Raw genomic sequence first — 20,248 nt, 5'->3', positions numbered from 1 at the left:
TTGCACTCACAGACGCGGGGATACCACCATGAACATGGACAATCTGGCCCAAAAAGGCCTTGTTTTATTGGGCTGCGGCAAGATGGGCAGCGCCATGTTGCAAGGTTGGCTGGCGGGTGGGCTGCCGCCCGCATCGGTCTGGGTGATGGATCCCAACCCCTCCGACTGGCTGCGCGGCACCGGCGTGCATGTCAACACCGACCTGCCCGCCAGCCCCGCCATCACCCTTGTCGCGGTCAAGCCGCAGATGATGGGCGCGGCCCTCCCCAGCCTCGCCGCCATGGGCAATGGCACCACGCTGTTCATCTCTGTCGCCGCCGGCACGCCGATTGCCGCCTTCGAGTCCGTCTTGGGCGCGCAGACCCCGATCATCCGCGCCATGCCCAACACCCCCGCTGCCGTGGCGCGCGGCATCACCGCTATCATCGGCAATGCCAATGCCAATGCCGCCCATCTCGATCTGGCCGAGGCCCTCTTGCGCGCGGTGGGTCAGGTGGTGCGGCTCGACCATGAGGACCAGATGGACGCTGTGACCGGCCTTTCTGGCTCTGGCCCCGCCTATGTGTTCCACATGATCGAATGCATGGCTCAGGCGGGCGAGGCGCAGGGCCTCTCGCCCACCCTCGCCATGCAACTGGCTCAGGCCACCGTCGCCGGTGCGGGCGCCTTGGCCGAGGCCGCAGACGAAACCCCGGCGCAGTTGCGCCAGAACGTCACCAGCCCCAATGGGACCACGCAGGCGGGGCTGGAGGTGCTGATGCACCCTGAGACCGGCCTGCCGCCCCTGATGCTGAAAACCGTGGCGGCCGCCACCGACCGCTCCAAGGTACTGCGCAATGGCTGAGATCAGTTTTGACGACTTTCTCAACGTAGACATCCGCGTCGGCCGCGTGACCCGCGCCGAACCCTATCCCGAGGCCCGCAAACCCGCGATCAAGCTCTGGGTCGATTTCGGCCCCGAACTTGGCGAAAAGAAATCGAGCGCCCAGATCACCACCCATTACACGCCAGAGACGCTGATTGGCCGTCAGGTGCTGGCCGTGGTCAATTTTCCGCCCCGCCAGATTGGCAAGTTCCTGTCAGAAATCCTCGTGCTGGGGCTGAGCGATAGCAATGGCGATATCGTTCTGATAGGCCCCGACCAAGACATTCCCATCGGAGAAAAACTGCATTGAAACGGATCCTTCTGACCCGCCCCATGCCGGACCGCGTGCTCGACGCCGCCCGCAGCCATTTTGAAGTCGAGACCCGCGACGACAACACCCCGCTCAAGCCGGGGCAGATGCGCGGCGCACTGGCGCTCTACGATGGCATCCTGCCGACGCTGGGCGACATGTTTCAGGCCGATGTCTTTACCGAGGCCGAGAATTCGCGTTGTCGCATCCTCGCCAATTTCGGTGTGGGCTATAACCATATCGACGTGGCCGCCGCCCGCGCTGTGGGTATCGCCGTGACCAACACACCCGGTGCCGTGACGGATGCCACCGCCGATATCGCGATGACCCTGCTCCTCATGACCGCACGCCGAGCAGGCGAAGGCGACCGTTTGGTGCGCACGGGCAAATGGCCGGGCTGGAATCCCACACAGATGCTGGGGCTGCATGTCACCGGCAAGACGGTGGGCATCATCGGCATGGGCCGCATTGGTCAGGCAATTGCCCGGCGCTGCCACTTCGGCTTTGGCATGCAGGTCGTCTATCACAACCGCTCGCCCAAACCGCTCGATTTCGACGCCCGCCAGCTTGGCTCGATCGAGGCCGTGGCGGCTGAGGCGGATTTCCTGGTCGTCGCCGTGCCCGGCGGGGCCGAGACCCGGCACCTGCTCAATACCGCCGTGTTCGAGGCCATGCGACCGACCGCGCATTTCATCAATATCGCCCGCGGCGATGTGGTGGATGAGGCGGCGCTGGTCGCCGCTCTGCAACAGGGCCGCATCGCCGGGGCCGGGCTCGATGTCTACGAGCGTGAACCGATTGTGCCGGATGCGCTCAAGGCACTGGAAAACGTCGCGCTCCTGCCGCATTTGGGCACCGCAGCCCTCGAAGTGCGCGAGGCGATGGGGTTGATGGCGGTCGAGAACCTGCGCGCCTTCTTTGCCGGGGAAACGCCAGCCAATCTGGTGAACTGACTTTGGGAAAGGTGGCTCGTGCTCCTGTCAGAGCGCGGGCGCTTACTCGATCTGCCGCCCGCTCAGCACCTCGAAGGGCTCGAGCCGGTCGCCATTGATCCACGCATAGCCGCCTGCATCGGTGCGCACCATGGCATAGGGCGTCCAGCCGGTGCTGCGCCACCAGCTTTCATAGTCGTTCGTTTCGGCACTCACGCGCCATTGGCCATCGTCACGGCGGCCATCGCCGAGCATATAGACCGTGCGGCCATCGGCCTCAAAGAACTGCCGATAGTCGGTGCCGGACCAATTCCCGACAATGGTGTTGCCAGACAACAACGCGGTGATTTCGGCGGCGCTCATCTGCGCGGTTTGCGCGGTGACCGGCCAGCCAAGGGTGAGCATTCCGGCGCTCACAAAACCCAGAACAAGACGGCGATTCATGATCACACTCCTTTGTTGCAGCGCATACTATCGCAAATCCTGCGGTGGGGTGCGACTCGATTCTTTTTTTCGCTGCGCCGGGATTGCCGCAACGTCACCCTCAAAACGCCACGAAATTCTGCGGACTCCAACCATATCGTGAGACAGCTCATAGAAAAATTAATACACTTCTGCCAAACAGACCGGATGATTGACATGTCCTATCCCGCCTATTCCCGCGCCGAACGTCTTGCTGACGGGGCGGTGCATATTGTCGGCCTGCTGGCGGCGCTCACCGGTGTGGGCGTGCTCTTTGCCATGTGGGCGCTGCGCATGGATGGGGTCACGCTGGCTTCGACCATCGTCTATTCCGGCGCGCTCTTGTTAATGCTGGGCGCCTCTGCGGCCTATCATCTCTATGCCCATACCGCCGCCCGGCCCATCCTGCGTCGCCTTGATCACGCCGCGATCTATGTGAAAATCGCGGGCACCTTCACGCCGCTCAGCGTGCTTTTGGGCACCGCCTTTGGCTATGTCGTTCTTGCGTTGGTGTGGCTGCTCGCGATCTTTGGTGCCGTGACCAAGATCAGGGCCAAACCGGGCCAGATGCCGACCGGCTGGATGCCCTATGTGGCGCTTGGATGGATCGGGGTGGCGCTCTTTATCCCGCTCACTCCGATTCTGCCGGGTCACAGCCTCGGGCTTCTTCTGGCGGGCGGTCTGCTCTACACCTTCGGTGTCGTGTTCTACGCGTGGGAGAGCTTGCGCTTTTCGAATGCCATCTGGCATCTCTTCGTGGCTCTGGCCACGGCGTGTTTCTTCTTCGGGATTGCCTCTGCGCTCGGCGCACGCCTCTGAGTCATCGGCACGCGCACCGCGTGCGTACAAAAGCCGCGTACGTTTGGTACATCCTGTACCTTCCGGTCAGGCGTGTTTGCCCGCGATCAGCAAATCAAAAACGTTGCTGTTCCGACAGTAATCCGGGGTCGCCGTCGCAACCTTGTTCTCTTCCAACCAATGGCCACAAGCCTCGGGATTTGAACAGCCGGTGCAGGCCAGAACCACATCGCTCAAGGCCTCCATCGTCAGATGGCCTTCCATGATTTTCTGTTCTAAATCAACGCCCAAGCTGCTGGCCATCTGATCCACCAACTGCGCGTGACGTTTCAAGGTCGTCGTGCTTTGCATGCCAATTCCCCTTTGCTGCCACGCCAGTTTGCCTTCGAAAGCCACGCCGCACCTTGACCTAGATCAATCCGGGCTCTCCTCCAAATAGGCACGCACGCAGTCCTGCACATGGCGAAACCGGTCACCACCCAGCTTTTTCCCGCCATACCAACGGGTTACGACAACAAGATGATCGCGCAAATCGGCGCGTTCCAGCATGCGCAGGATCACCTGCCCTGCGCCAGCCTCGCCATCATCGCCCTTCAGCGGGGTACCGTCTCTGAGCAAAACAGCCCAGGTGTTATGCGTGGCGCGGGCAAATTTCTTGTCTTTTTTCAACAACTTGAGGAATTCATCCACGGCGTCCCGGTCGCAGGCCACCCCGCCCGAGACCGCATAGCTCGATCCCCGGTCACTGACGACACCCTTCAACTGCCGCATTACAGCCCGGCCGCCACCCGCCGCACGGTTTCAATCCGCTGCGCATTCGGCGGATGCGTCCCAAGAAAGCGGTTCCCTGGATCAGGAATTTGTGTAAAGTATTCAGCACCTTTGACCGGATTGTAACCGGCTCGATGGGTGATGATCGTGCCCAATCCATCCGCCTCCAATTCAAAATTCTTGGAGTAACTCCGCGCACCAACCCCGGCCCCAATGTCGACCGCCTGATCCACCATGGTCTGACTGGCGCCCGTGATCGCCGCCAATCCCCCCAACAGGATTGCTCCCGCCGCAGCATTCTGTTGCTGACGCGGAATATGCCCCGAGATGTGGTGTGCCGCCTCATGCCCCATGACAAAGGCCAGTTCGTCACGATTGCGCACCTGCGCAATCAGCGGTAGCGTAAAGGCCAGAATGGGCTGACCGCTCTTATCCAAAGTCTGATAGGCATTCGGTGGTTGCCCCGGTCGGTCATCCACAACGATCCGGAAGTCGCAGTTCTGACCGGGTGCCCGGGCGCGGCACTCCCGCTCTGCAACAGGCTCAACCCGTTGAACAACCGAAATAAATTGATCCACCTGCGCCCGCGTCGGGGTTGTCGCCACTGGCCGCGATGTGCCTTGCGGTGCCGGGCGGCTGACAGGCCCCTGTTCCACAACCTCGACGCAACCGACGAGCGCCAGAAGACCAAAAACAGACATCCACCGCATCACAACACCCCTGCCAGTTCCAAGATCAGGGCCCAACCTATCAGGGTTTTGCGACACTTACAGCCCTTTTGCATCCAGACTCCTCCCCCTTGCAAAGACCCGCCAACGCAGTACTCTATGGATATGTTTTCCATCGAACACGAGTTTGACTCCACCGTGATAACCCTCGTCGATGAGGGTACTGCGCCCTTGGGCGAAGATGTGATAATAAATGCGTTTGAAGAATGTGTGACCATCGAGCAATATGATCCGCGCTCGGACGGCATGCAAAAGATCACCCTGTCCATGGCCCAATTGAGAGACCTCAGAGCGGCGCTTGATCTGCCTGAAGGGGTTTACATTCAACCCCCTGAAAGCAAATGAAAATCTAACCTTTGACTTGGCTCAGAACCGCGGCCGCAGCCACCGTTGGCGTGATATCTCCCGCCGCGACGCGCGCGGCGTACTCCTGCATCGCAGCTTTGGCAGCCGGTGTTTCCAGTTGCGCCAAGAGACCCTGACGCACCTCCTGTGCGAACCAATAGCGCGCCTGCTCCGCCCGGCGCCCGTCGAAATGCCCGGTCTCGCGCCGCCACTCCACCAGCGCGGTCATCTCGTCCCATGCCCTTTGCAGACCTTCATCCTGTAGGGCCGAAACCGTCATCGCCTTGGGATAGCCGTCGGGATCTTGAGGCCGCTTGCGCAGAAGGCGTAAAGCGCCTGCATAATCCGAACAGGTCCGCAGCGCCGCCGGTTTGAGATCGCCATCAGCCTTGTTCACCAGAATGAGATCGGCCATTTCCATGATGCCGCGCTTGACGCCCTGCAACTCGTCCCCGCCCGCTGGGGCCAACAAAAGCACAAAGATATCAGACATTTCCGCGACCACAGTCTCGGATTGACCCACCCCAACCGTCTCGATCAACACCACGTCAAACCCAGCCGCCTCGCAGAGCGCCACCGCCTCGCGCGTGCGGCGTGCCACGCCGCCCAGATGGCTCTGGCTGGGGGAGGGGCGGATAAAGGCCGCCGGATCGCGGCTCAGCCGCTCCATCCGCGTCTTGTCGCCGAGGATCGAGCCGCCAGAGCGCGCCGAGGATGGATCAACCGCCAGCACCGCCACCCGCAGACCCCGTCCGGTCAGCATCATACCGAAACTCTCGATGAAGGTGGATTTTCCCACCCCCGGCGTGCCCGAGAGGCCGATGCGCACAGCTTGCTTGCCGACACGCTTCAACACTTCCATCAGATCCGCAGCCTGAGCGCGGTGATCGGGTCTCGCACTCTCGATCAAGGTGATCGCCCGCGCCAACGCCCGCCGGTCGCCCGCGATGATCTTGTCTGCGATGTCCGCAATATCCATGCGCTGCCCTTCTTGTCCTCGCGTGCCTTCATGCCTTGGCCCGACGGGCCTTGTCTAGAGCCGAGAGACCTCAACCCTCTGGCCAAGCCTGCGCCGATGCCCGATAACGCGGGCATGACGCCCGCATTACCCATCCATGATGCCATTCCGGCCCTGCTTGACGCGTTGCGTTCCCGTCGCCGCGCGGTCCTTCAGGCCCCGCCCGGTGCGGGCAAGACCACGGTCGTGCCGCTCGAGATGTTGCAGGCCGGACTGACTGACCAACGTATCCTGATGCTCGAGCCGCGTCGCCTTGCGGCCCGCGCCGCAGCCGAGCGGATGGCGCAGAGCCTTGGGCAAAACCCCGGTGAAACCGTCGGTTACAGGGTACGCGGCGAGGCGCGTGTGGGGGAGCAAACCCGCATTGAGGTGGTGACAGAGGGGATATTGACCCGCATGATCCAATCCGATCCCGAGTTGCGCGGCGTGGGTGCGGTGATCTTTGATGAATTTCACGAACGCTCGCTCAATGCCGATCTGGGGCTGGCTCTCTGTCTCGAGGTCGCGGGCGCGCTCCGCGACGATCTGATCCTGCTGGTCATGTCCGCCACACTCGATGCCGCGCCGGTTGCGCATCTGATGGGCGACGCCCCCATGATCACCTCGCAGGGGCGCACCTATCCGGTTGAAATCCGCTGGCGCGACCGTCCCCGGTCCAAGACACACCGCTTTGAAGAGGCATTGGCCGATCTTGTGGCAGAGGCCACAGCAGAGACGACGGGCGGCATCCTGGTCTTTCTTCCCGGCGAGGGAGAGATTCGCCGAGTTGAAGCCCTGTTGCGTCCAGGTCTGCCCGGGGACTGCCACCTGCGCCCGCTCTTCGGCGCGATGGAGTTTGCCGCTCAGCGCGCCGCCATCGCCCCGATGGAGCAAGGTCGCAAGGTTGTCTTGGCCACGGCCATCGCCGAGACGTCTCTCACGATCGAAGACATTCGTGTCGTGGTTGACGGGGGCCGGTCCCGTCGGGCACGGTTTGATCCGGGCTCTGGCATGTCACGGTTGGTGACAGAGCCGGTGACCCGTGCCGAGGCGACGCAGCGCGCCGGTCGTGCAGGCCGTGTGGCCGAGGGACGCTGCTATCGGCTCTGGACCAAGGGCGAAGAGGGTGCTTTGCAAGCCTTTCCCCCAGCCGAGATTGAGGCGGCGGATCTGGCCGGTCTGGCGCTGGAACTGGCGCTCTGGGGGGCCGCGCCAGAGGATGTGCCGCTCCTCACACCGCCCAATCCCGGTGCCTATGTCGAGGCTCAGACGCTCTTGCGACACCTGGGCGCTCTGGATGTCGCTGGCCGGATCACCGCGCACGGCAAGACGCTTGCGGCCCTGCCGTTGCACCCGCGTCTGGCGCATATGCTGGCATGGGCTGGTCCAAAGGCGGCGTTGATGGCTGCCCTCTTGGCCGAACGCGACCCGCTGGGGCGTGGTGCGCCTGTCGACTTGGCGCTCCGGCTGGCTGCCCTGCGCGATCTTCGCGGGTATGAGGCCCGGCACTCGCACGCGGTCCACCGTGGCACGTTGGAGCGGATCAAGGTTGAAGCCCGGCGACTTGCATCTCAATCCAGGACTTCACCTGATGCCGACATGAGTGACGCCGAATGTGCAGCACTTGCCTATCCCGACCGAATTGGCCTGCGCCGCAAGGGCGATGAGCCGCGCTATGTGCTGTCAGGGGGCAAAGGCGCGATCCTGCCGGATGCGGACCCCATGGGACAAGCGCGCCTGATCGTGGCAACCGATCTGGATGGCAACCCGCGCGAGGCACGCGTCCGGCAAGCCATCACAATTTCCGAAGCCGAGGTTCGCGGGCTATTTGCGGATCGCATCACGTGGCAAGATGTCTGCTTTTGGGACAAACGCGAGCGGCGCGTTGTGGCGCGCGCTCAAGAAAGACTGGGCGCGCTGGTTCTGGACGACCGCCATTGGAAAGACGCACCCGAGGATACCATCGCACGCGCCATGCTGGATGGGGTGCGTGATCTGGGGCTGTCGTGGTCCGACCCGGCGCGGAGGTTTGTTGCGCGCGTTCTATTGCTGCGCGATGGCGGAGAGACACTCCCGGACATGTCAGAGACAGCGCTGATGGACAGTCTGGAGGACTGGCTCCTGCCCTATCTGACTGGGGTTCGGGCCGCCCAAGACTGGAAACGGTTTGACATGCTCAACGCTCTGCGGGCGCGTCTGAGCTGGGACGAGATGCAGATGCTTGACCACGCAGCCCCGGCACAGTTCACCACACCCCTCGGGCGCAATATCCCGATAGATTACAGCGGCGAGCATCCCGAGATCACCCTGCGTTTGCAGGAAATGTTTGGCCAGACAACCCATCCCATGGTGGGGCGGACACCCTTGCGCGTGACGCTGCTATCGCCGGGAAATCGCCCGGTGCAAACGACTCTGGACATTCCCGGCTTCTGGGCCAGTTCCTATGCGGATGTGCGCAAGGACATGCGCGGCCGCTATCCCCGGCATCCCTGGCCCGAAGATCCAACCCAAGCGGACCCCACATTACGTGCCAAGCCTCGCAACAACGCGTGATTTGAATTTTGCGACATTCAGTCCTATGTATAGTGCTAGAACAATTTTGCCCGAGCAGAGCAAATCATAATGAGCCAAGTCTTTCCTCAGACCGCGCCCGGCGCGGTCATCTTTCCTCCGATTCCACCCAATATGCAGGTGGCGGCCCTATGCTGGCGCAAGCACAAGGGGCGCAAGGAAGTCTTGCTGATCACGAGCCGTGACACAGGACGTTGGGTCGTGCCCAAGGGCTGGCCGATCACGGGACTCACAGCAGCGCAATCCGCCTTGCAAGAGGCTTGGGAAGAGGCAGGCGTGCTTGCCGATGCGGACAAGGCGCGCTACGTCGGACGGTTCGCGTATGACAAGGGATTGACCAGCGGCACGGCACTGCCGGTCGAGGCGGACCTATTCAAGATCCGCCTGCGCAAAGGCGAAATGAAGGACACCTTTCCCGAGGTGCGAGAGCGGCGGCGCATCTGGGTGACTCCGCGCAAAGCGGCCAAGTTGGTGGATGAACCTGACTTGCAGGAAATCTTGCGCAAGTTCTGATGCCCGCCTATGTCGGCATCAGAACCCAGTAATCCAGATCCAAGAGGACATGCGGCAAGTATTTGCTGTCCGGCCCCCGCAGCGTAAACGGCGCGCCGCCCTTCGTGGCGACCAAGCGTAACCTCAGCGCACCGACCCCCGGCGCGGATGTTTCAGCACGATCCAAAACCTCGGACCACGCCCGCACGGTGTCGCCCGCAAAGCAGGGGTTGGCGTGGCTGCCAGCATTTATTCCCACAATCATCTGCGCATTGGCCAGACCGTTGAACGACAGCGCCCGCGCCATCGAGATCACATGCCCACCATAAATGAGCCGCTTGCCATCGGCACGCGGCGTGGCGTCGAAATGTGTCTTGGAGGTGTTCTGCCAGAGGCGCGTGGCCATCATATGCTCGGCCTCCTCAATCGTCACGCCGTCCACATGGTCAATCTGCTCGCCAATCTCGTAATCGCCACAACGATGTGGCTCTCCGGCGAGGGTGAAATCGTAATGTGTGAAATCGAGCCCCGCAGGAATGATGAGGTCGCCCGCCGCCACGCAGGCGGCAGTATCCGGGACGTGATCTGCGGCGGCGGGCGCCGCTTCATCCCGCTTGCGCACCATGACCCAGCGGACGAATTCCATCACCGGCAGGTCGTGTTGGTTAAACCCGGTGGTGCGGACATAGACCACCCCGGTCTTGCCCGAGGAGTTTTGCTTGAGCCCGATCACCTCGGACTGCGCGCGCAGCGTGTCGCCAGCATAGACCGGACGCAGCCACCGTGCCTCGGCATAGCCCAGATTGGCCACGGCATTGAGCGAGATGTCGGGCACAGATTTGCCGAACACGATATGAAACGCCGCCAGATCGTCAATCGGGCTCGCAGGCAGGCCGCAGACATGGGCGAATTCATCCGACGAATAGATTGCGTGCCGCGCCGGATAGAGCGCGTGATAAAGCGCGCGCTCACCCCCCGACACGGTGCGCGGCACCGCATGGGGGATCACCTGCCCGATGCTGTAATCCTCGAAAAACCGGCCCGGATTGGTCTTGGCCATGCTCACTGCTCTCCGAGTTTCATGTCGGCCGAGTAGCTGCCGTCTTTTTCTTTCACCACCGCCTGACCGCACCGCATCACGCCATTGGCCGCGTCAAAGGCATAGGTGGGGTCGCCGTAGAGCTCCCATCCCTTGTTGAGCGCAGCCGTGACCTTGTGGCAAAACTCCGACGTGTCGTCGGCGCTGAGAAATCGGTAGAGTTTCATGGTTCACCCCGGAAACGGCCAGACACCCAGCCAGTTGTGAATAAAGGTTATCGTCAGGAACATCACCACGGTGATCACCACCAGCACGATATCCCGTTTCGCCTCGCCCGGCGCGGGTCGGACCCAATCCTCGGCCCGGTTGATCATCACCACCTCAACCACGGCCCACACCAGCAGCCCGCCGAACAGCACGAGCGAGGCCAGATCGCCATTGACCAACAAATGCGCCACCGCCCAGACCTTGACCGCCGTCAATTGCGGATGACGCATCGCACCACGCAACCGCCCCTTGGTCGCGCTCATGCCATAGAGAAACACCGCGCCCAGCATCATCAGGTTGTTGATATGCACTGTCCAGCTTGGCGGATACCAGACATTGATGACCTCTGCCTGCCGATAGCCGATGACCATCAGCACCAGACCCGCCAGAATGCCAAGCGCTGCAAGCCCTTTGCCCGCGTTCCCCATCCTTGCGCGCAGATCGGGAACTGCCCGTTTGAACAGATGCGCCGCGATCCAGAGGATCAGTCCGAGGATGAGGTAAACCATGGGTGCTACTCCGCTGCCATTTCCCGTATCGCCTGTGCCTTGGCGAGGATGCGCTGTGCCGACACCGCGTGCAAATTCTCGACGATCTGCCCGTCCACCACGGCAATCCCCTGACCCGAGGCACGGCTTTCTTCATAGGCTGCGATCTGCCGTTGAGCCAGTTCAATTTCGGAATTGGTCGGGGCAAAGGCGGTGTTGGCGATTTCAAGCTGTGCGGGATGGATCAGAGTCTTGCCGTCAAACCCAAGATCACGCCCCTGTTCACATTCGAACTTGAGCCCGTCGCCATCACGAAAGCGATTGTAAACCCCATCCACCGCCACGATCCGTGCCGCACGCGCCGCCATCACGATCATCTGCAACCCGGTCCAGAGCGGCATCCGGTCGGCGCGCACCCGGCAGCCCAGATCCTTGATCAGGTCGTTGGTGCCCGCCACCAGCCCCGTCACTTGCCGGTGCGCCGCGATTTCTCGGGCGTTGAAAACGCTGACAGGCGTTTCCATCATCGTCCAGACAGGCAGATCCGACCCGATCACGTCTGACAGATTGTCAATATCCGAGGGCGTATTGACCTTGGGCAAGAGGATCGCATCAGCCCCCGCATCGCGCAAGGCGCGGGCATCCTCCAGCCCCCATTCGGTGGTCAGCGCGTTGATCCGAACAATCTTGAACCGATAGCCATAGCCCCCCTGCCGCAGGGCATCCACCAGCGTGGCGCGAGCCTCAGCCTTGGCATCCGGCGCCACCGCATCTTCAAGATCAAAGATGATTGCATCGGTGGGCAGGTCGCGTGCCTTCTCCAACGCGCGCTCCTTGGAGCCGGGGATGTAAAGCACCGAACGGTAGGGATGCATGCTGCTGTCCATGGGTCTGCCCTCTTTGGATTCTATCTGCGGTAATAATCTTGCGCAGGCATGGCACTTTTCGGTGGAAATGTTCAAGAGATTTCTCGCCGCGACGCAGCGATGGACCAGAGTCCGCGGTCCGGGCGCGTTCATTAACCACCTGTTCATCTCTCTTTCGGCATGATCGGTCGCGCGACGGCCGGGGAGCCAACCCAAGAGAAAGGGTGACTGATGATCAAAGCAGTGATGGCCGTTCTGAGCGCAATAGCGCTGACGAGTGCCCCGGCGCAGGCGCAATCGGGGGCCTGCGCCCCGCGCGACATGGTGGTGCAGCGGTTGGCCGATGCCTATGGCGAGACGCGGCAATCCATGGGGCTTGGGGCCAACAACATGGTGGTCGAGGTCTTTGCCTCGGACACGTCCGGCAGTTGGACCATCACCGTGACAGGCAGCGACGGCATCAGCTGTCTGATGGCCAGCGGACAGGCCTATGAGGCCACCACCGAAACCGACCCCAAGCCAGGCAAGGGTGCTTAAAACAGCCCGTCCCAGATGAGTTTGATCCCCGTCAGGGTCAGCAACACATAGGTCACCGCAAAGAACGCGCGTTCCGGCATGATCCGGTGCGCGCGCACGCCAATCCACGCCCCCAAGAGGGCAAAAGGGGCGAGGACCAGGTCGATCATCAGCGTCTGCTGCGTGAAGAGGCCCAGCATCCCATAGGGCACTGCCTTGACGATGTTGAAGACGAAAAACATCAGCACGGTGGTCGCCTGATAGCGCGTCTTGTCCAGCCCCCGCGATAGGAGGTAAACCGCCGCAGGCGGCCCGCCTGCATGGCTGACAAAGCTGGTGAACCCCGCAACGAGACCCGCAAACAGGCCAACCCATCCCGGGAGCGGAGACTTCCCCCGACGCATCACGCGCGCTCTCAGCACAGCCTGCCACAGCACGAAGGCCAACGCGATGCCCCCGATCAACAGCCGCAACAGATCCGCATCGGCCATCCGGTAGAACGCCATGCCAAGACCAATCCCAGGCAGTCCGCCGAGGATCAACATCGTCACTTCGACCCTGCCCCATTGCCGCCAATAGGGACGCAAAGTGGCGATATCAATCAGCATCAGGATCGGTAGCATGATCCCAAGAGCCACACCGGGCGGAACGAAAAGCGCCAGAATCGCCGCCCCTGCAAATGACGCGCCCGAGCCGAAACCGCCCTTGGACACTCCGGCCAAGAGGGCCGCGAACACGCCGACTGCAATCACGTCGCCTGTCATCCCTTTGATCCCTAACCCCTGACTCTGCTTGCACTTTCACGGTATACGACCGCATCCCGCTGTCACGCCTAAAATCCGCCGCAGCGCAGCACCCTTGCAAGAGCGCAGAATTCGGACTACGCCCAAGCGCAACTTTTCAACCGACGGAGAATGATCCAATGGCCAGACCCAAGATTGCGCTGATCGGCGCCGGACAGATTGGCGGCACCCTCGCCCATCTCGCCGCGCTGAAGGAACTGGGCGATATCGTCCTGTTCGACATCGCCGAAGGCACCCCCGAGGGCAAGGCTCTCGATATCGCGGAATCCGGCCCGTCCGAAGGGTTCGACGCCGCGCTCCGGGGCACGCAATCCTATGCCGATATCGCGGGGGCCGATGTCTGCATCGTCACCGCAGGCGTCCCGCGCAAACCCGGCATGAGCCGCGATGATCTCTTGGGGATCAACCTCAAGGTCATGAAATCGGTGGGCGAAGGCATCGCCGCCCATGCCCCCGACGCGTTCGTCATCTGCATCACCAACCCGCTCGATGCGATGGTCTGGGCGTTGCAAAAATTCTCTGGGCTGCCTGCACACAAGGTCTGCGGCATGGCCGGCGTGCTGGACTCTGCACGGTTCCGTCACTTCCTCAGTGTTGAATTCAACGTCTCGATGAAGGATGTCACCGCCTTCGTTCTGGGCGGGCATGGCGACACGATGGTGCCTTCGGTGCGCTATTCGACCGTCGCGGGTATCCCCTTGCCCGACCTGATCGAGATGGGCTGGACCACGCAAGAGAAACTTGACGCCATCGTGCAGCGCACCCGTGATGGCGGCGCCGAGATCGTCGGTCTCTTGAAGACCGGCTCCGCCTTCTACGCACCCGCCACCTCTGCCATCGAAATGGCCGAGGCCTATCTCAAGGATCAAAAGCGGGTTCTGCCCTGTGCGGCCTATTGCGACGGCGAATTCGGACTCAAGGACATGTATGTCGGCGTGCCCACGGTGATTGGCGCGGGCGGGATCGAGCGGATCGTCAACATCAAGCTCAACAAGGACGAGCAGGACATGTTCGACAAATCGGTCGATGCGGTCAAAGGTCTGGTCAAGGCCTGCAAGGACATCGACCCTTCGCTGGTCTGATCACCTGAGATCAACGTGTTTGGGTCAGGGCTGGCATGCGTCAGCCCTGATTCTTTTTGACCCCGGCACATCCCGAATTTCCGATTTGTGATCACACGATTTATCCGTGTGATCACAAAATGACGATTTTCACCCCAAAAGCTGCCAAACAACAAAAAACGGTTTATTACGTCACTCAATCTATGCCTATACCTGTCCCAATCGCAGCAAAACGGGACAGTTTGATGAATATCCATGAGTATCAGGCGAAGGCCCTGCTTCGCTCTTACGGCGCCCCGGTGTCGGATGGCCGCGTGGTTCTGCGCGCTGAAGAGGCAAAAACAGCCGCAAGCGCACTTGATGGCCCGCTCTGGGTGGTCAAAGCGCAGATCCACGCTGGTGGGCGCGGCAAGGGCAAATTCAAAGAGGCGGGCGCCGGCGAGGCCGGTGGCGTTCGTCTGGCCCGTTCCGTGGAAGAGGCCGCCGAAGAGGCCAAGCGCATGCTGGGCCGCACGCTGGTGACCAAGCAGACCGGCGCGGCGGGCAAGCAAGTCAACCGTATCTATATCGAAGATGGTTCTGGCATTCAGACCGAGATGTATCTGGCGCTTCTGGTGGACCGTCAGACCAGCCGCGTGTCCTTTGTCTGCTCGACCGAGGGCGGCATGGATATCGAAGAGGTCGCCGAAAAGACCCCGGAAAAGATCCTGTCGTTCAGCGTCGATCCCGCGACCGGCTATCAACCATTCCATGGCCGCCGCATCGCCTTCAACCTCGGCCTCACCGGCGGTCAGATCAAGCAATGCGTCGCGTTGATGGGCACGCTCTACAAGCTCTTCGTTGAAAAAGACATGGAGATGCTGGAGATCAACCCGCTGATCGTGTCGGACAAGGGGGATCTGAAATGTCTCGATGCCAAAATGGGGTTCGACTCGAACGCCATTTACCGGCACGCGGATATTGCCGAACTCCGCGACACGACCGAAGAAGACCCCAAGGAGCTCGAAGCCTCGAAATACGACCTCAACTACATCGCCCTCGACGGCGAGATTGGCTGCATGGTCAATGGCGCGGGGTTGGCGATGGCCACCATGGACATCATCAAGCTCTACGGCGCCGAGCCTGCCAATTTCCTCGACGTGGGCGGCGGGGCGACCAAGGAAAAGGTCACCGAGGCCTTCAAGATCATCACCTCTGACCCGCAGGTCAAAGGCATCCTCGTCAACATCTTCGGCGGCATCATGCGCTGCGATGTGATCGCCGAGGGCGTGGTGGCGGCCGTCAAGGAAGTCGGCCTCAAGGTGCCGCTCGTCGTCCGTCTCGAAGGCACCAACGTCGAAAAGGGCAAGGAGATCATCAACACCTCCGGCCTCGACGTCATCGCCGCCGACGACCTCAAGGACGGTGCGCAAAAGATCGTCAAGGCCGTCAAAGGGTGAGCGCCGGTCCGGGGCCTTTGCCCCGGCAAACGCTCCGGTGGAGCGTTTGAGGCGCGAACGGGCGGAGCCCCGGATCATCCGACCATACCATAACGCGGCCCCGCCGCAGAACTCAGGAGCCAAACAAAATGGCAGTCCTCGTCGACAAACATACCCGCGTGATCTGTCAGGGCCTTACCGGCTCGCAGGGCACATTTCACTCCGAACAGGCCATCGCTTACGGCACCCAGATGGTCGGCGGCGTCACCCCCGGCAAGGGCGGCACGACGCATCTCGACCTGCCGGTCTTCAACTCGGTGCATGAGGCCAAACATGTGACAGAGGCCAATGCCTCTGTCATCTACGTCCCCCCCCCCTTCGCCGCCGATTCGATCCTCGAGGCGATTGATGCCGAGATGGAGCTGATCGTCTGCATCACCGAAGGCATCCCGGTCCTCGACATGATGCGCGTCAAGCGGGCGCTGGAAGGCAGCAAATCGCGCCTCATCGGCCCGAACTGCCCCGGCATCATCACGCCCGACGCCTGCAAGATCGGCATCATGCCCGGCCATATCCACCGGCGCGGCTCGGTCGGCGTGGTCAGCCGCTCCGGCACGCTGACCTATGAGGCGGTCAAGCAGACCTCCGACGTCGGTCTGGGTCAATCGACCTGCGTGGGCATCGGCGGCGACCCGATCAAGGGCACCGAACATATCGACGTGCTGGAATGGTTCCTCGCGGATGACGAGACGCAGTCGATCATCATGATCGGCGAAATCGGCGGAAGCGCGGAAGAAGAGGCAGCGCAGTTCCTCAAGGATGAGGCCAAACGCGGGCGCAAGAAACCCGTCGCAGGCTTCATCGCTGGCCGCACCGCCCCGCCGGGCCGCCGCATGGGCCACGCCGGCGCCATCGTCGCGGGCGGCAAAGGCGACGCCGAGAGCAAGATCGAAGCCATGAAATCCGCCGGCATCACCGTCGCCGAGAGCCCCGCTGGCCTCGGCGAGGCCGTGCTCACGGCGATTGGGTAAAACATGCCTGCGGCGCGCGCAATTCTGGCTGAAACGGCAAGAATGTTCGACCTTGGCGGTCGAACGGCGCGCGCGGCTTACCTTTGGTTTCTGTTTGCGGCAACCTGCGCCTTTGCAGTCGGCATCGCCCTATGTATCAGGTTGCTGCCTTCCGAAAGTATCGCGACAGGCATCTATGTCCTTACGGCGATTTTCTACCTTCCCGTCACGGCGGCGGGTGTGCGGCGGCTGCATGATGTCGGCGAAAGCGGGACACTGATGCTTGATCCGCTAAAGCCTGCCATCGGATTTTTCATCGTCATGACGTTGATTTGGCTCTGGATGTCCATGACATCATCAGGAACTCTTACTTTGCTAATGGCGGTAATGTTTTTCACCAAACCGTTGGTGGCAGTCCTTGTGGTCATCGCGCTCTTTGTAATTGTACTTACGCTGATGTTTTTCTCGCACACCATGGGCCTTCTCCTGCTTCCACCACAACCCGGTCCCAACAAGTACGGTCCCAACCCTAACGAGGTGCCACTATGACCGATCAATCCCCCAACGACCTCTTTCATGCCTCCTCCTTCATGCAGGGGCATAATGCCGAGTATCTCGAACAGCTCTATGCGCGCTATGCCAATGACCCGAACGCTGTCGATGCGGCGTGGAAGAACTTCTTCGACGCGCTCGGTGATGGCGACGACGATGTGAAGGCCGAGGCCGCTGGCCCCTCCTGGGCGCGGGCCGATTGGCCCCCCATGCCCGCCGATGACCTGACCGCCGCGCTGACCGGCGAATGGCCCGCAGAGCCCGAGTTGAAGGATGCAGGCAAGAAGATCACTGCCAAAGCGGCCGAGAAGGGCGTGAGCGTCAGCGACGAGGACGTCAAGCGTGCCGTGCTCGATTCCGTGCGCGCGCTGATGCTCATTCGCGCCTACCGCATCCGGGGGCATCTGGCCGCTGATCTAGATCCGCTGGGCCTGCGCGAGACGCCGCTGCGCCCGGAGTTGGACCCGAAATCCTACGGCTTCACCGAGATCGACATGGATCGCCCAATCTTTATCGACAATGTGCTGGGCCTGCAAATCGCGAGCCTGCGCGAGATTCTGGCGATTGTCCGGCGCACCTATTGCGGCACCTTCGCGCTACAATACATGCATATTTCCGATCCCGAGGAATCCGCCTGGCTCAAGGAGCGGATCGAGGGCTACGACAAGGAAATCACCTTTACCCGCACCGGGCGCAAGGCAATCCTGAACAAGCTGGTCGAGGCCGAGGGTTTTGAAAAATACCTGCATGTGAAATACATGGGCACCAAGCGCTTTGGTCTTGATGGGGGCGAGAGCCTTATCCCGGCGATGGAGCAGATCATCAAGCGTGGCGGTCAACTGGGCGTCGAGGATATCGTCATCGGCATGCCGCACCGGGGCCGTCTGTCGGTTCTGGCCAATGTGATGGGCAAGCCCTATCGCGCAATTTTCAACGAGTTCCAGGGCGGCAGCTTCAAACCCGAAGAGGTCGACGGCTCGGGCGATGTGAAATACCACCTCGGGGCGTCTTCGGACCGCGAATTTGACGGCAACAGGGTGCACCTGTCGCTGACCGCCAACCCCAGTCACCTCGAAGCCGTGAACCCTGTGGTGATCGGCAAGGTCCGCGCCAAGCAGGATCAGTTGAACGACACCGACCGCACCAAGGTACTGCCCATCCTGCTGCACGGCGATGCGGCCTTTGCAGGCCAGGGCGTCGTGGCGGAATGTTTCGGTCTGTCGGGCCTCAAGGGCCACCGGACCGGCGGCACCATCCATCTCGTCGTCAATAACCAGATCGGCTTTACCACCGCACCGCATTTCAGCCGCTCTTCGCCCTATCCAACCGATATCGCGCTAATGGTCGAGGCGCCGATTTTCCACGTCAACGGCGACGATCCCGAGGCCTGTGTGCATGCAGCCCGCGTCGCCACGGAGTTCCGTCAGAAATTCCACAAGGACGTGGTAATCGACATGATCTGCTATCGCCGGTTTGGTCACAACGAGGGCGACGAGCCCATGTTTACCAACCCGGTGATGTATAAGAAGATCAAGCAGCAGAAAACCACGCTCAGCCTCTATACCGAGCGGCTGGTCAAGGATGGTCTGATCCCCGAGGGCGAGATCGAGGACATGAAGACCGCTTTTCAGGCCTATCTCGCGGATGAATTCGACGCGGGCAAGGATTACCGACCGAACAAGGCCGACTGGCTGGATGGCAAATGGGCCGACCTGAACGCGCATCGCGGCAAATATGAGCGCGGCGAAACCGCGATCAAGCCCGAGACCATGGCCCAAGTAGGCCGCGCGCTCAGCACCGCGCCCGAAGGGTTCCCGCTGCACAAGACGGTCGAGCGGTTGCTCGAGTCCAAGGCGAACATGTTCGAGACCGGCACCGGCTTTGATTGGGCCACCGCCGAGGCGCTGGCCTTTGGCTCGCTCCTGACCGAAGGCTACCGCGTCCGCCTCTCGGGGCAGGACTGCACGCGCGGCACCTTCAGCCAGCGGCATTCCGGCCTGATCAATCAGGACAACGAAGACCGCTACTACCCGCTCAACCATATCCGCGACGGGCAGGCACATTATGAGGTCATCGACTCGATGCTCTCGGAATATGCGGTGCTGGGCTTTGAATATGGCTATTCCTTGGCCGAACCCAACGCGCTCACCCTCTGGGAGGCGCAGTTCGGCGATTTTGCCAATGGCGCACAGATCATGTTCGACCAGTTCATCTCATCGGGTGAATCGAAATGGCTGCGCATGTCCGGGCTCGTCTGCCTCTTGCCACATGGCTACGAGGGACAAGGGCCGGAACACTCCTCGGCCCGTCTGGAACGCTTCTTGACCATGTGCGGCGGCGACAACTGGATCGTGGCCAATTGTACCACCCCGGCCAATTACTTCCACATCCTGCGCCGCCAGATGTATCGCACCTTCCGCAAACCACTAATCCTGATGACGCCGAAATCGCTCCTGCGGCACAAGATGGCGGTCTCGAAAACCGAGGAATTCATCACCGGCTCGTCCTTCCACCGGGTGTTGTGGGATGATGCGCAATACGGCAACTCTGAAACCAAGCTGGTCGGAGACAAGAAGATCAAGCGCGTCGTGATGTGCTCGGGCAAGGTCTATTACGACCTGCTCGAAGAGCGCGACAACCGTGGCATCGACGATGTCTACCTGATGCGCATCGAACAGTTCTACCCGTTCCCGGCGATGTCGCTGGTCAAGGAACTGGAACGCTTCAAGGGGGCGGAAATGGTCTGGTGTCAGGAAGAGCCCAAGAACCAGGGCGCGTGGTCCTTTATCGAGCCTAATATCGAATGGGTTCTGACCCGGATCAAGGCCAAGCATCTACGGCCCGTCTATGCCGGTCGCCCCGCCTCGGCCTCGCCCGCAACGGGCCTTGCCAAGCAGCACAAAGCACAACAAGAAGCGCTGGTCGATGCCGCGCTGACCATCGAAGGGAAATAACCC

General features: G+C 61.6%; 23 protein-coding genes. 13 read left to right on the top strand and 10 right to left on the bottom strand.

Features of this window, described 5'->3' with window-relative positions:
• Positions 1-28 precede the first annotated feature (28 nt).
• From proC to ROS217_RS03705, 3 genes are read left to right on the top strand one after another with little or no spacing between them, the layout of a single operon-like run.
• On the top strand, positions 29-844 hold the full coding sequence (gene proC / locus ROS217_RS03715; protein WP_009816327.1) for a pyrroline-5-carboxylate reductase: 816 nt from the start codon (positions 29-31) through the stop codon (positions 842-844).
• The gene (locus ROS217_RS03710; RefSeq protein WP_009816326.1) at positions 837-1,175 is read left to right on the top strand and encodes a tRNA-binding protein; all 339 of its coding nucleotides are present in this window, start codon (positions 837-839) and stop codon (positions 1,173-1,175) included. Before proC ends, ROS217_RS03710 begins: the two co-directional genes overlap by 8 nt.
• On the top strand, positions 1,172-2,128 hold the full coding sequence (locus tag ROS217_RS03705; RefSeq protein WP_009816325.1) for a 2-hydroxyacid dehydrogenase: 957 nt from the start codon (positions 1,172-1,174) through the stop codon (positions 2,126-2,128). Before ROS217_RS03710 ends, ROS217_RS03705 begins: the two co-directional genes overlap by 4 nt.
• 42 nt (positions 2,129-2,170) lie before the next feature.
• Here the strand turns inward: ROS217_RS03705 and ROS217_RS03700 are convergent, their stop codons facing one another.
• Entirely contained in the window at positions 2,171-2,551 is a 381-nt protein-coding gene (locus ROS217_RS03700; RefSeq protein ID WP_009816324.1) for a hypothetical protein, read from the bottom strand.
• 195 nt (positions 2,552-2,746) lie between these two features.
• Between ROS217_RS03700 and trhA the strand changes: the two genes are divergently transcribed.
• Complete coding sequence (gene trhA / locus ROS217_RS03695) at positions 2,747-3,388, top strand: PAQR family membrane homeostasis protein TrhA (RefSeq protein WP_254656370.1); 642 nt, start codon at positions 2,747-2,749, stop codon at positions 3,386-3,388.
• 66 nt (positions 3,389-3,454) lie between these two features.
• On the opposite strand, the gene ROS217_RS03690 is transcribed toward trhA, so the two are convergent.
• From ROS217_RS03690 to ROS217_RS03680, 3 genes are all read right to left on the bottom strand, one after another.
• The gene (locus ROS217_RS03690; RefSeq protein ID WP_009816322.1) at positions 3,455-3,718 is read right to left on the bottom strand and encodes a DUF6455 family protein; all 264 of its coding nucleotides are present in this window, start codon (positions 3,716-3,718) and stop codon (positions 3,455-3,457) included.
• A 63-nt stretch (positions 3,719-3,781) separates the two neighbouring features.
• The gene (locus tag ROS217_RS03685) at positions 3,782-4,138 is read right to left on the bottom strand and encodes a YigZ family protein (protein WP_009816321.1); all 357 of its coding nucleotides are present in this window, start codon (positions 4,136-4,138) and stop codon (positions 3,782-3,784) included.
• Positions 4,138-4,848, bottom strand: coding sequence for a M48 family metallopeptidase (locus ROS217_RS03680; protein ID WP_009816320.1), 711 nt, complete (start codon positions 4,846-4,848; stop codon positions 4,138-4,140). Before ROS217_RS03680 ends, ROS217_RS03685 begins: the two co-directional genes overlap by 1 nt.
• A 123-nt stretch (positions 4,849-4,971) precedes the next feature.
• On the opposite strand from ROS217_RS03680, the gene ROS217_RS03675 reads away from it, so the two are divergent.
• Positions 4,972-5,211 (top strand): hypothetical protein, encoded by a 240-nt coding sequence (locus ROS217_RS03675; RefSeq protein WP_040651064.1) that lies wholly within the window; start codon positions 4,972-4,974, stop codon positions 5,209-5,211.
• 4 nt (positions 5,212-5,215) lie between these two features.
• Here ROS217_RS03675 and meaB read toward each other — a convergent pair whose 3' ends face one another.
• Positions 5,216-6,190: a methylmalonyl Co-A mutase-associated GTPase MeaB gene (gene meaB / locus ROS217_RS03670; RefSeq protein WP_009816318.1), complete on the bottom strand. Its 975-nt coding sequence runs from the start codon at positions 6,188-6,190 to the stop codon at positions 5,216-5,218.
• Positions 6,191-6,286: 96 nt separating this feature from the next.
• Between meaB and hrpB the strand changes: the two genes are divergently transcribed.
• Positions 6,287-8,761, top strand: coding sequence for an ATP-dependent helicase HrpB (gene hrpB / locus ROS217_RS03665; RefSeq protein ID WP_009816317.1), 2,475 nt, complete (start codon positions 6,287-6,289; stop codon positions 8,759-8,761).
• Positions 8,762-8,830: 69 nt separating this feature from the next.
• A complete protein-coding gene (locus ROS217_RS03660; protein WP_009816316.1) occupies positions 8,831-9,292 on the top strand; it encodes an NUDIX hydrolase in 462 nt (153 codons plus the stop codon).
• A gap of 7 nt (positions 9,293-9,299) precedes the next feature.
• On the opposite strand, the gene ROS217_RS03655 is transcribed toward ROS217_RS03660, so the two are convergent.
• From ROS217_RS03655 to ROS217_RS03640, 4 genes are read right to left on the bottom strand one after another with little or no spacing between them, the layout of a single operon-like run.
• Positions 9,300-10,331 carry a MaoC family dehydratase gene (locus ROS217_RS03655; protein WP_009816315.1) on the bottom strand — a complete coding sequence of 344 codons (1,032 nt, stop codon included), beginning with the start codon at positions 10,329-10,331 and terminating at the stop codon, positions 9,300-9,302.
• A 2-nt stretch (positions 10,332-10,333) separates the two neighbouring features.
• On the bottom strand, positions 10,334-10,537 hold the full coding sequence (locus ROS217_RS03650; RefSeq protein ID WP_009816314.1) for a DUF1737 domain-containing protein: 204 nt from the start codon (positions 10,535-10,537) through the stop codon (positions 10,334-10,336).
• 3 nt (positions 10,538-10,540) lie between these two features.
• Complete coding sequence (locus ROS217_RS03645; protein WP_009816313.1) at positions 10,541-11,086, bottom strand: NnrU family protein; 546 nt, start codon at positions 11,084-11,086, stop codon at positions 10,541-10,543.
• A 5-nt stretch (positions 11,087-11,091) separates the two neighbouring features.
• The gene (locus ROS217_RS03640; RefSeq protein WP_009816312.1) at positions 11,092-11,952 is read right to left on the bottom strand and encodes an HpcH/HpaI aldolase/citrate lyase family protein; all 861 of its coding nucleotides are present in this window, start codon (positions 11,950-11,952) and stop codon (positions 11,092-11,094) included.
• Between the two features lie 210 nt (positions 11,953-12,162).
• On the opposite strand from ROS217_RS03640, the gene ROS217_RS03635 reads away from it, so the two are divergent.
• Positions 12,163-12,468 carry a hypothetical protein gene (locus ROS217_RS03635; RefSeq protein WP_009816311.1) on the top strand — a complete coding sequence of 102 codons (306 nt, stop codon included), beginning with the start codon at positions 12,163-12,165 and terminating at the stop codon, positions 12,466-12,468.
• On the opposite strand, the gene ROS217_RS03630 is transcribed toward ROS217_RS03635, so the two are convergent.
• The gene (locus ROS217_RS03630; protein WP_009816310.1) at positions 12,465-13,211 is read right to left on the bottom strand and encodes a sulfite exporter TauE/SafE family protein; all 747 of its coding nucleotides are present in this window, start codon (positions 13,209-13,211) and stop codon (positions 12,465-12,467) included. The genes ROS217_RS03635 and ROS217_RS03630 overlap by 4 nt on opposite strands.
• A 158-nt stretch (positions 13,212-13,369) precedes the next feature.
• On the opposite strand from ROS217_RS03630, the gene mdh reads away from it, so the two are divergent.
• The 5 genes from mdh (at position 13,370) to ROS217_RS03605 (ending at position 20,245) form a co-directional block, all read left to right on the top strand.
• Positions 13,370-14,332, top strand: coding sequence for a malate dehydrogenase (gene mdh, locus ROS217_RS03625; protein WP_009816309.1), 963 nt, complete (start codon positions 13,370-13,372; stop codon positions 14,330-14,332).
• Positions 14,333-14,556: 224 nt separating this feature from the next.
• Positions 14,557-15,750: an ADP-forming succinate--CoA ligase subunit beta gene (sucC, locus tag ROS217_RS03620; protein ID WP_009816308.1), complete on the top strand. Its 1,194-nt coding sequence runs from the start codon at positions 14,557-14,559 to the stop codon at positions 15,748-15,750.
• A 128-nt stretch (positions 15,751-15,878) separates the two neighbouring features.
• Entirely contained in the window at positions 15,879-16,760 is an 882-nt protein-coding gene (gene sucD / locus ROS217_RS03615; RefSeq protein WP_009816307.1) for a succinate--CoA ligase subunit alpha, read from the top strand.
• A gap of 3 nt (positions 16,761-16,763) precedes the next feature.
• On the top strand, positions 16,764-17,288 hold the full coding sequence (locus ROS217_RS03610) for a DUF805 domain-containing protein (RefSeq protein ID WP_009816306.1): 525 nt from the start codon (positions 16,764-16,766) through the stop codon (positions 17,286-17,288).
• Positions 17,285-20,245 (top strand): 2-oxoglutarate dehydrogenase E1 component, encoded by a 2,961-nt coding sequence (locus ROS217_RS03605; protein WP_009816305.1) that lies wholly within the window; start codon positions 17,285-17,287, stop codon positions 20,243-20,245. The genes ROS217_RS03610 and ROS217_RS03605 overlap by 4 nt, the downstream gene beginning before the upstream one ends.
• The last annotated feature ends 3 nt before the right edge of the window (positions 20,246-20,248 follow it).

The sequence above is a fragment of the Roseovarius sp. 217 genome (assembly GCF_000152845.1).
Taxonomy (GTDB): domain Bacteria; phylum Pseudomonadota; class Alphaproteobacteria; order Rhodobacterales; family Rhodobacteraceae; genus Roseovarius.
Note: the sequence above shows the minus strand (reverse complement) of the source record. Positions and strands in the feature narration are given on the sequence as shown.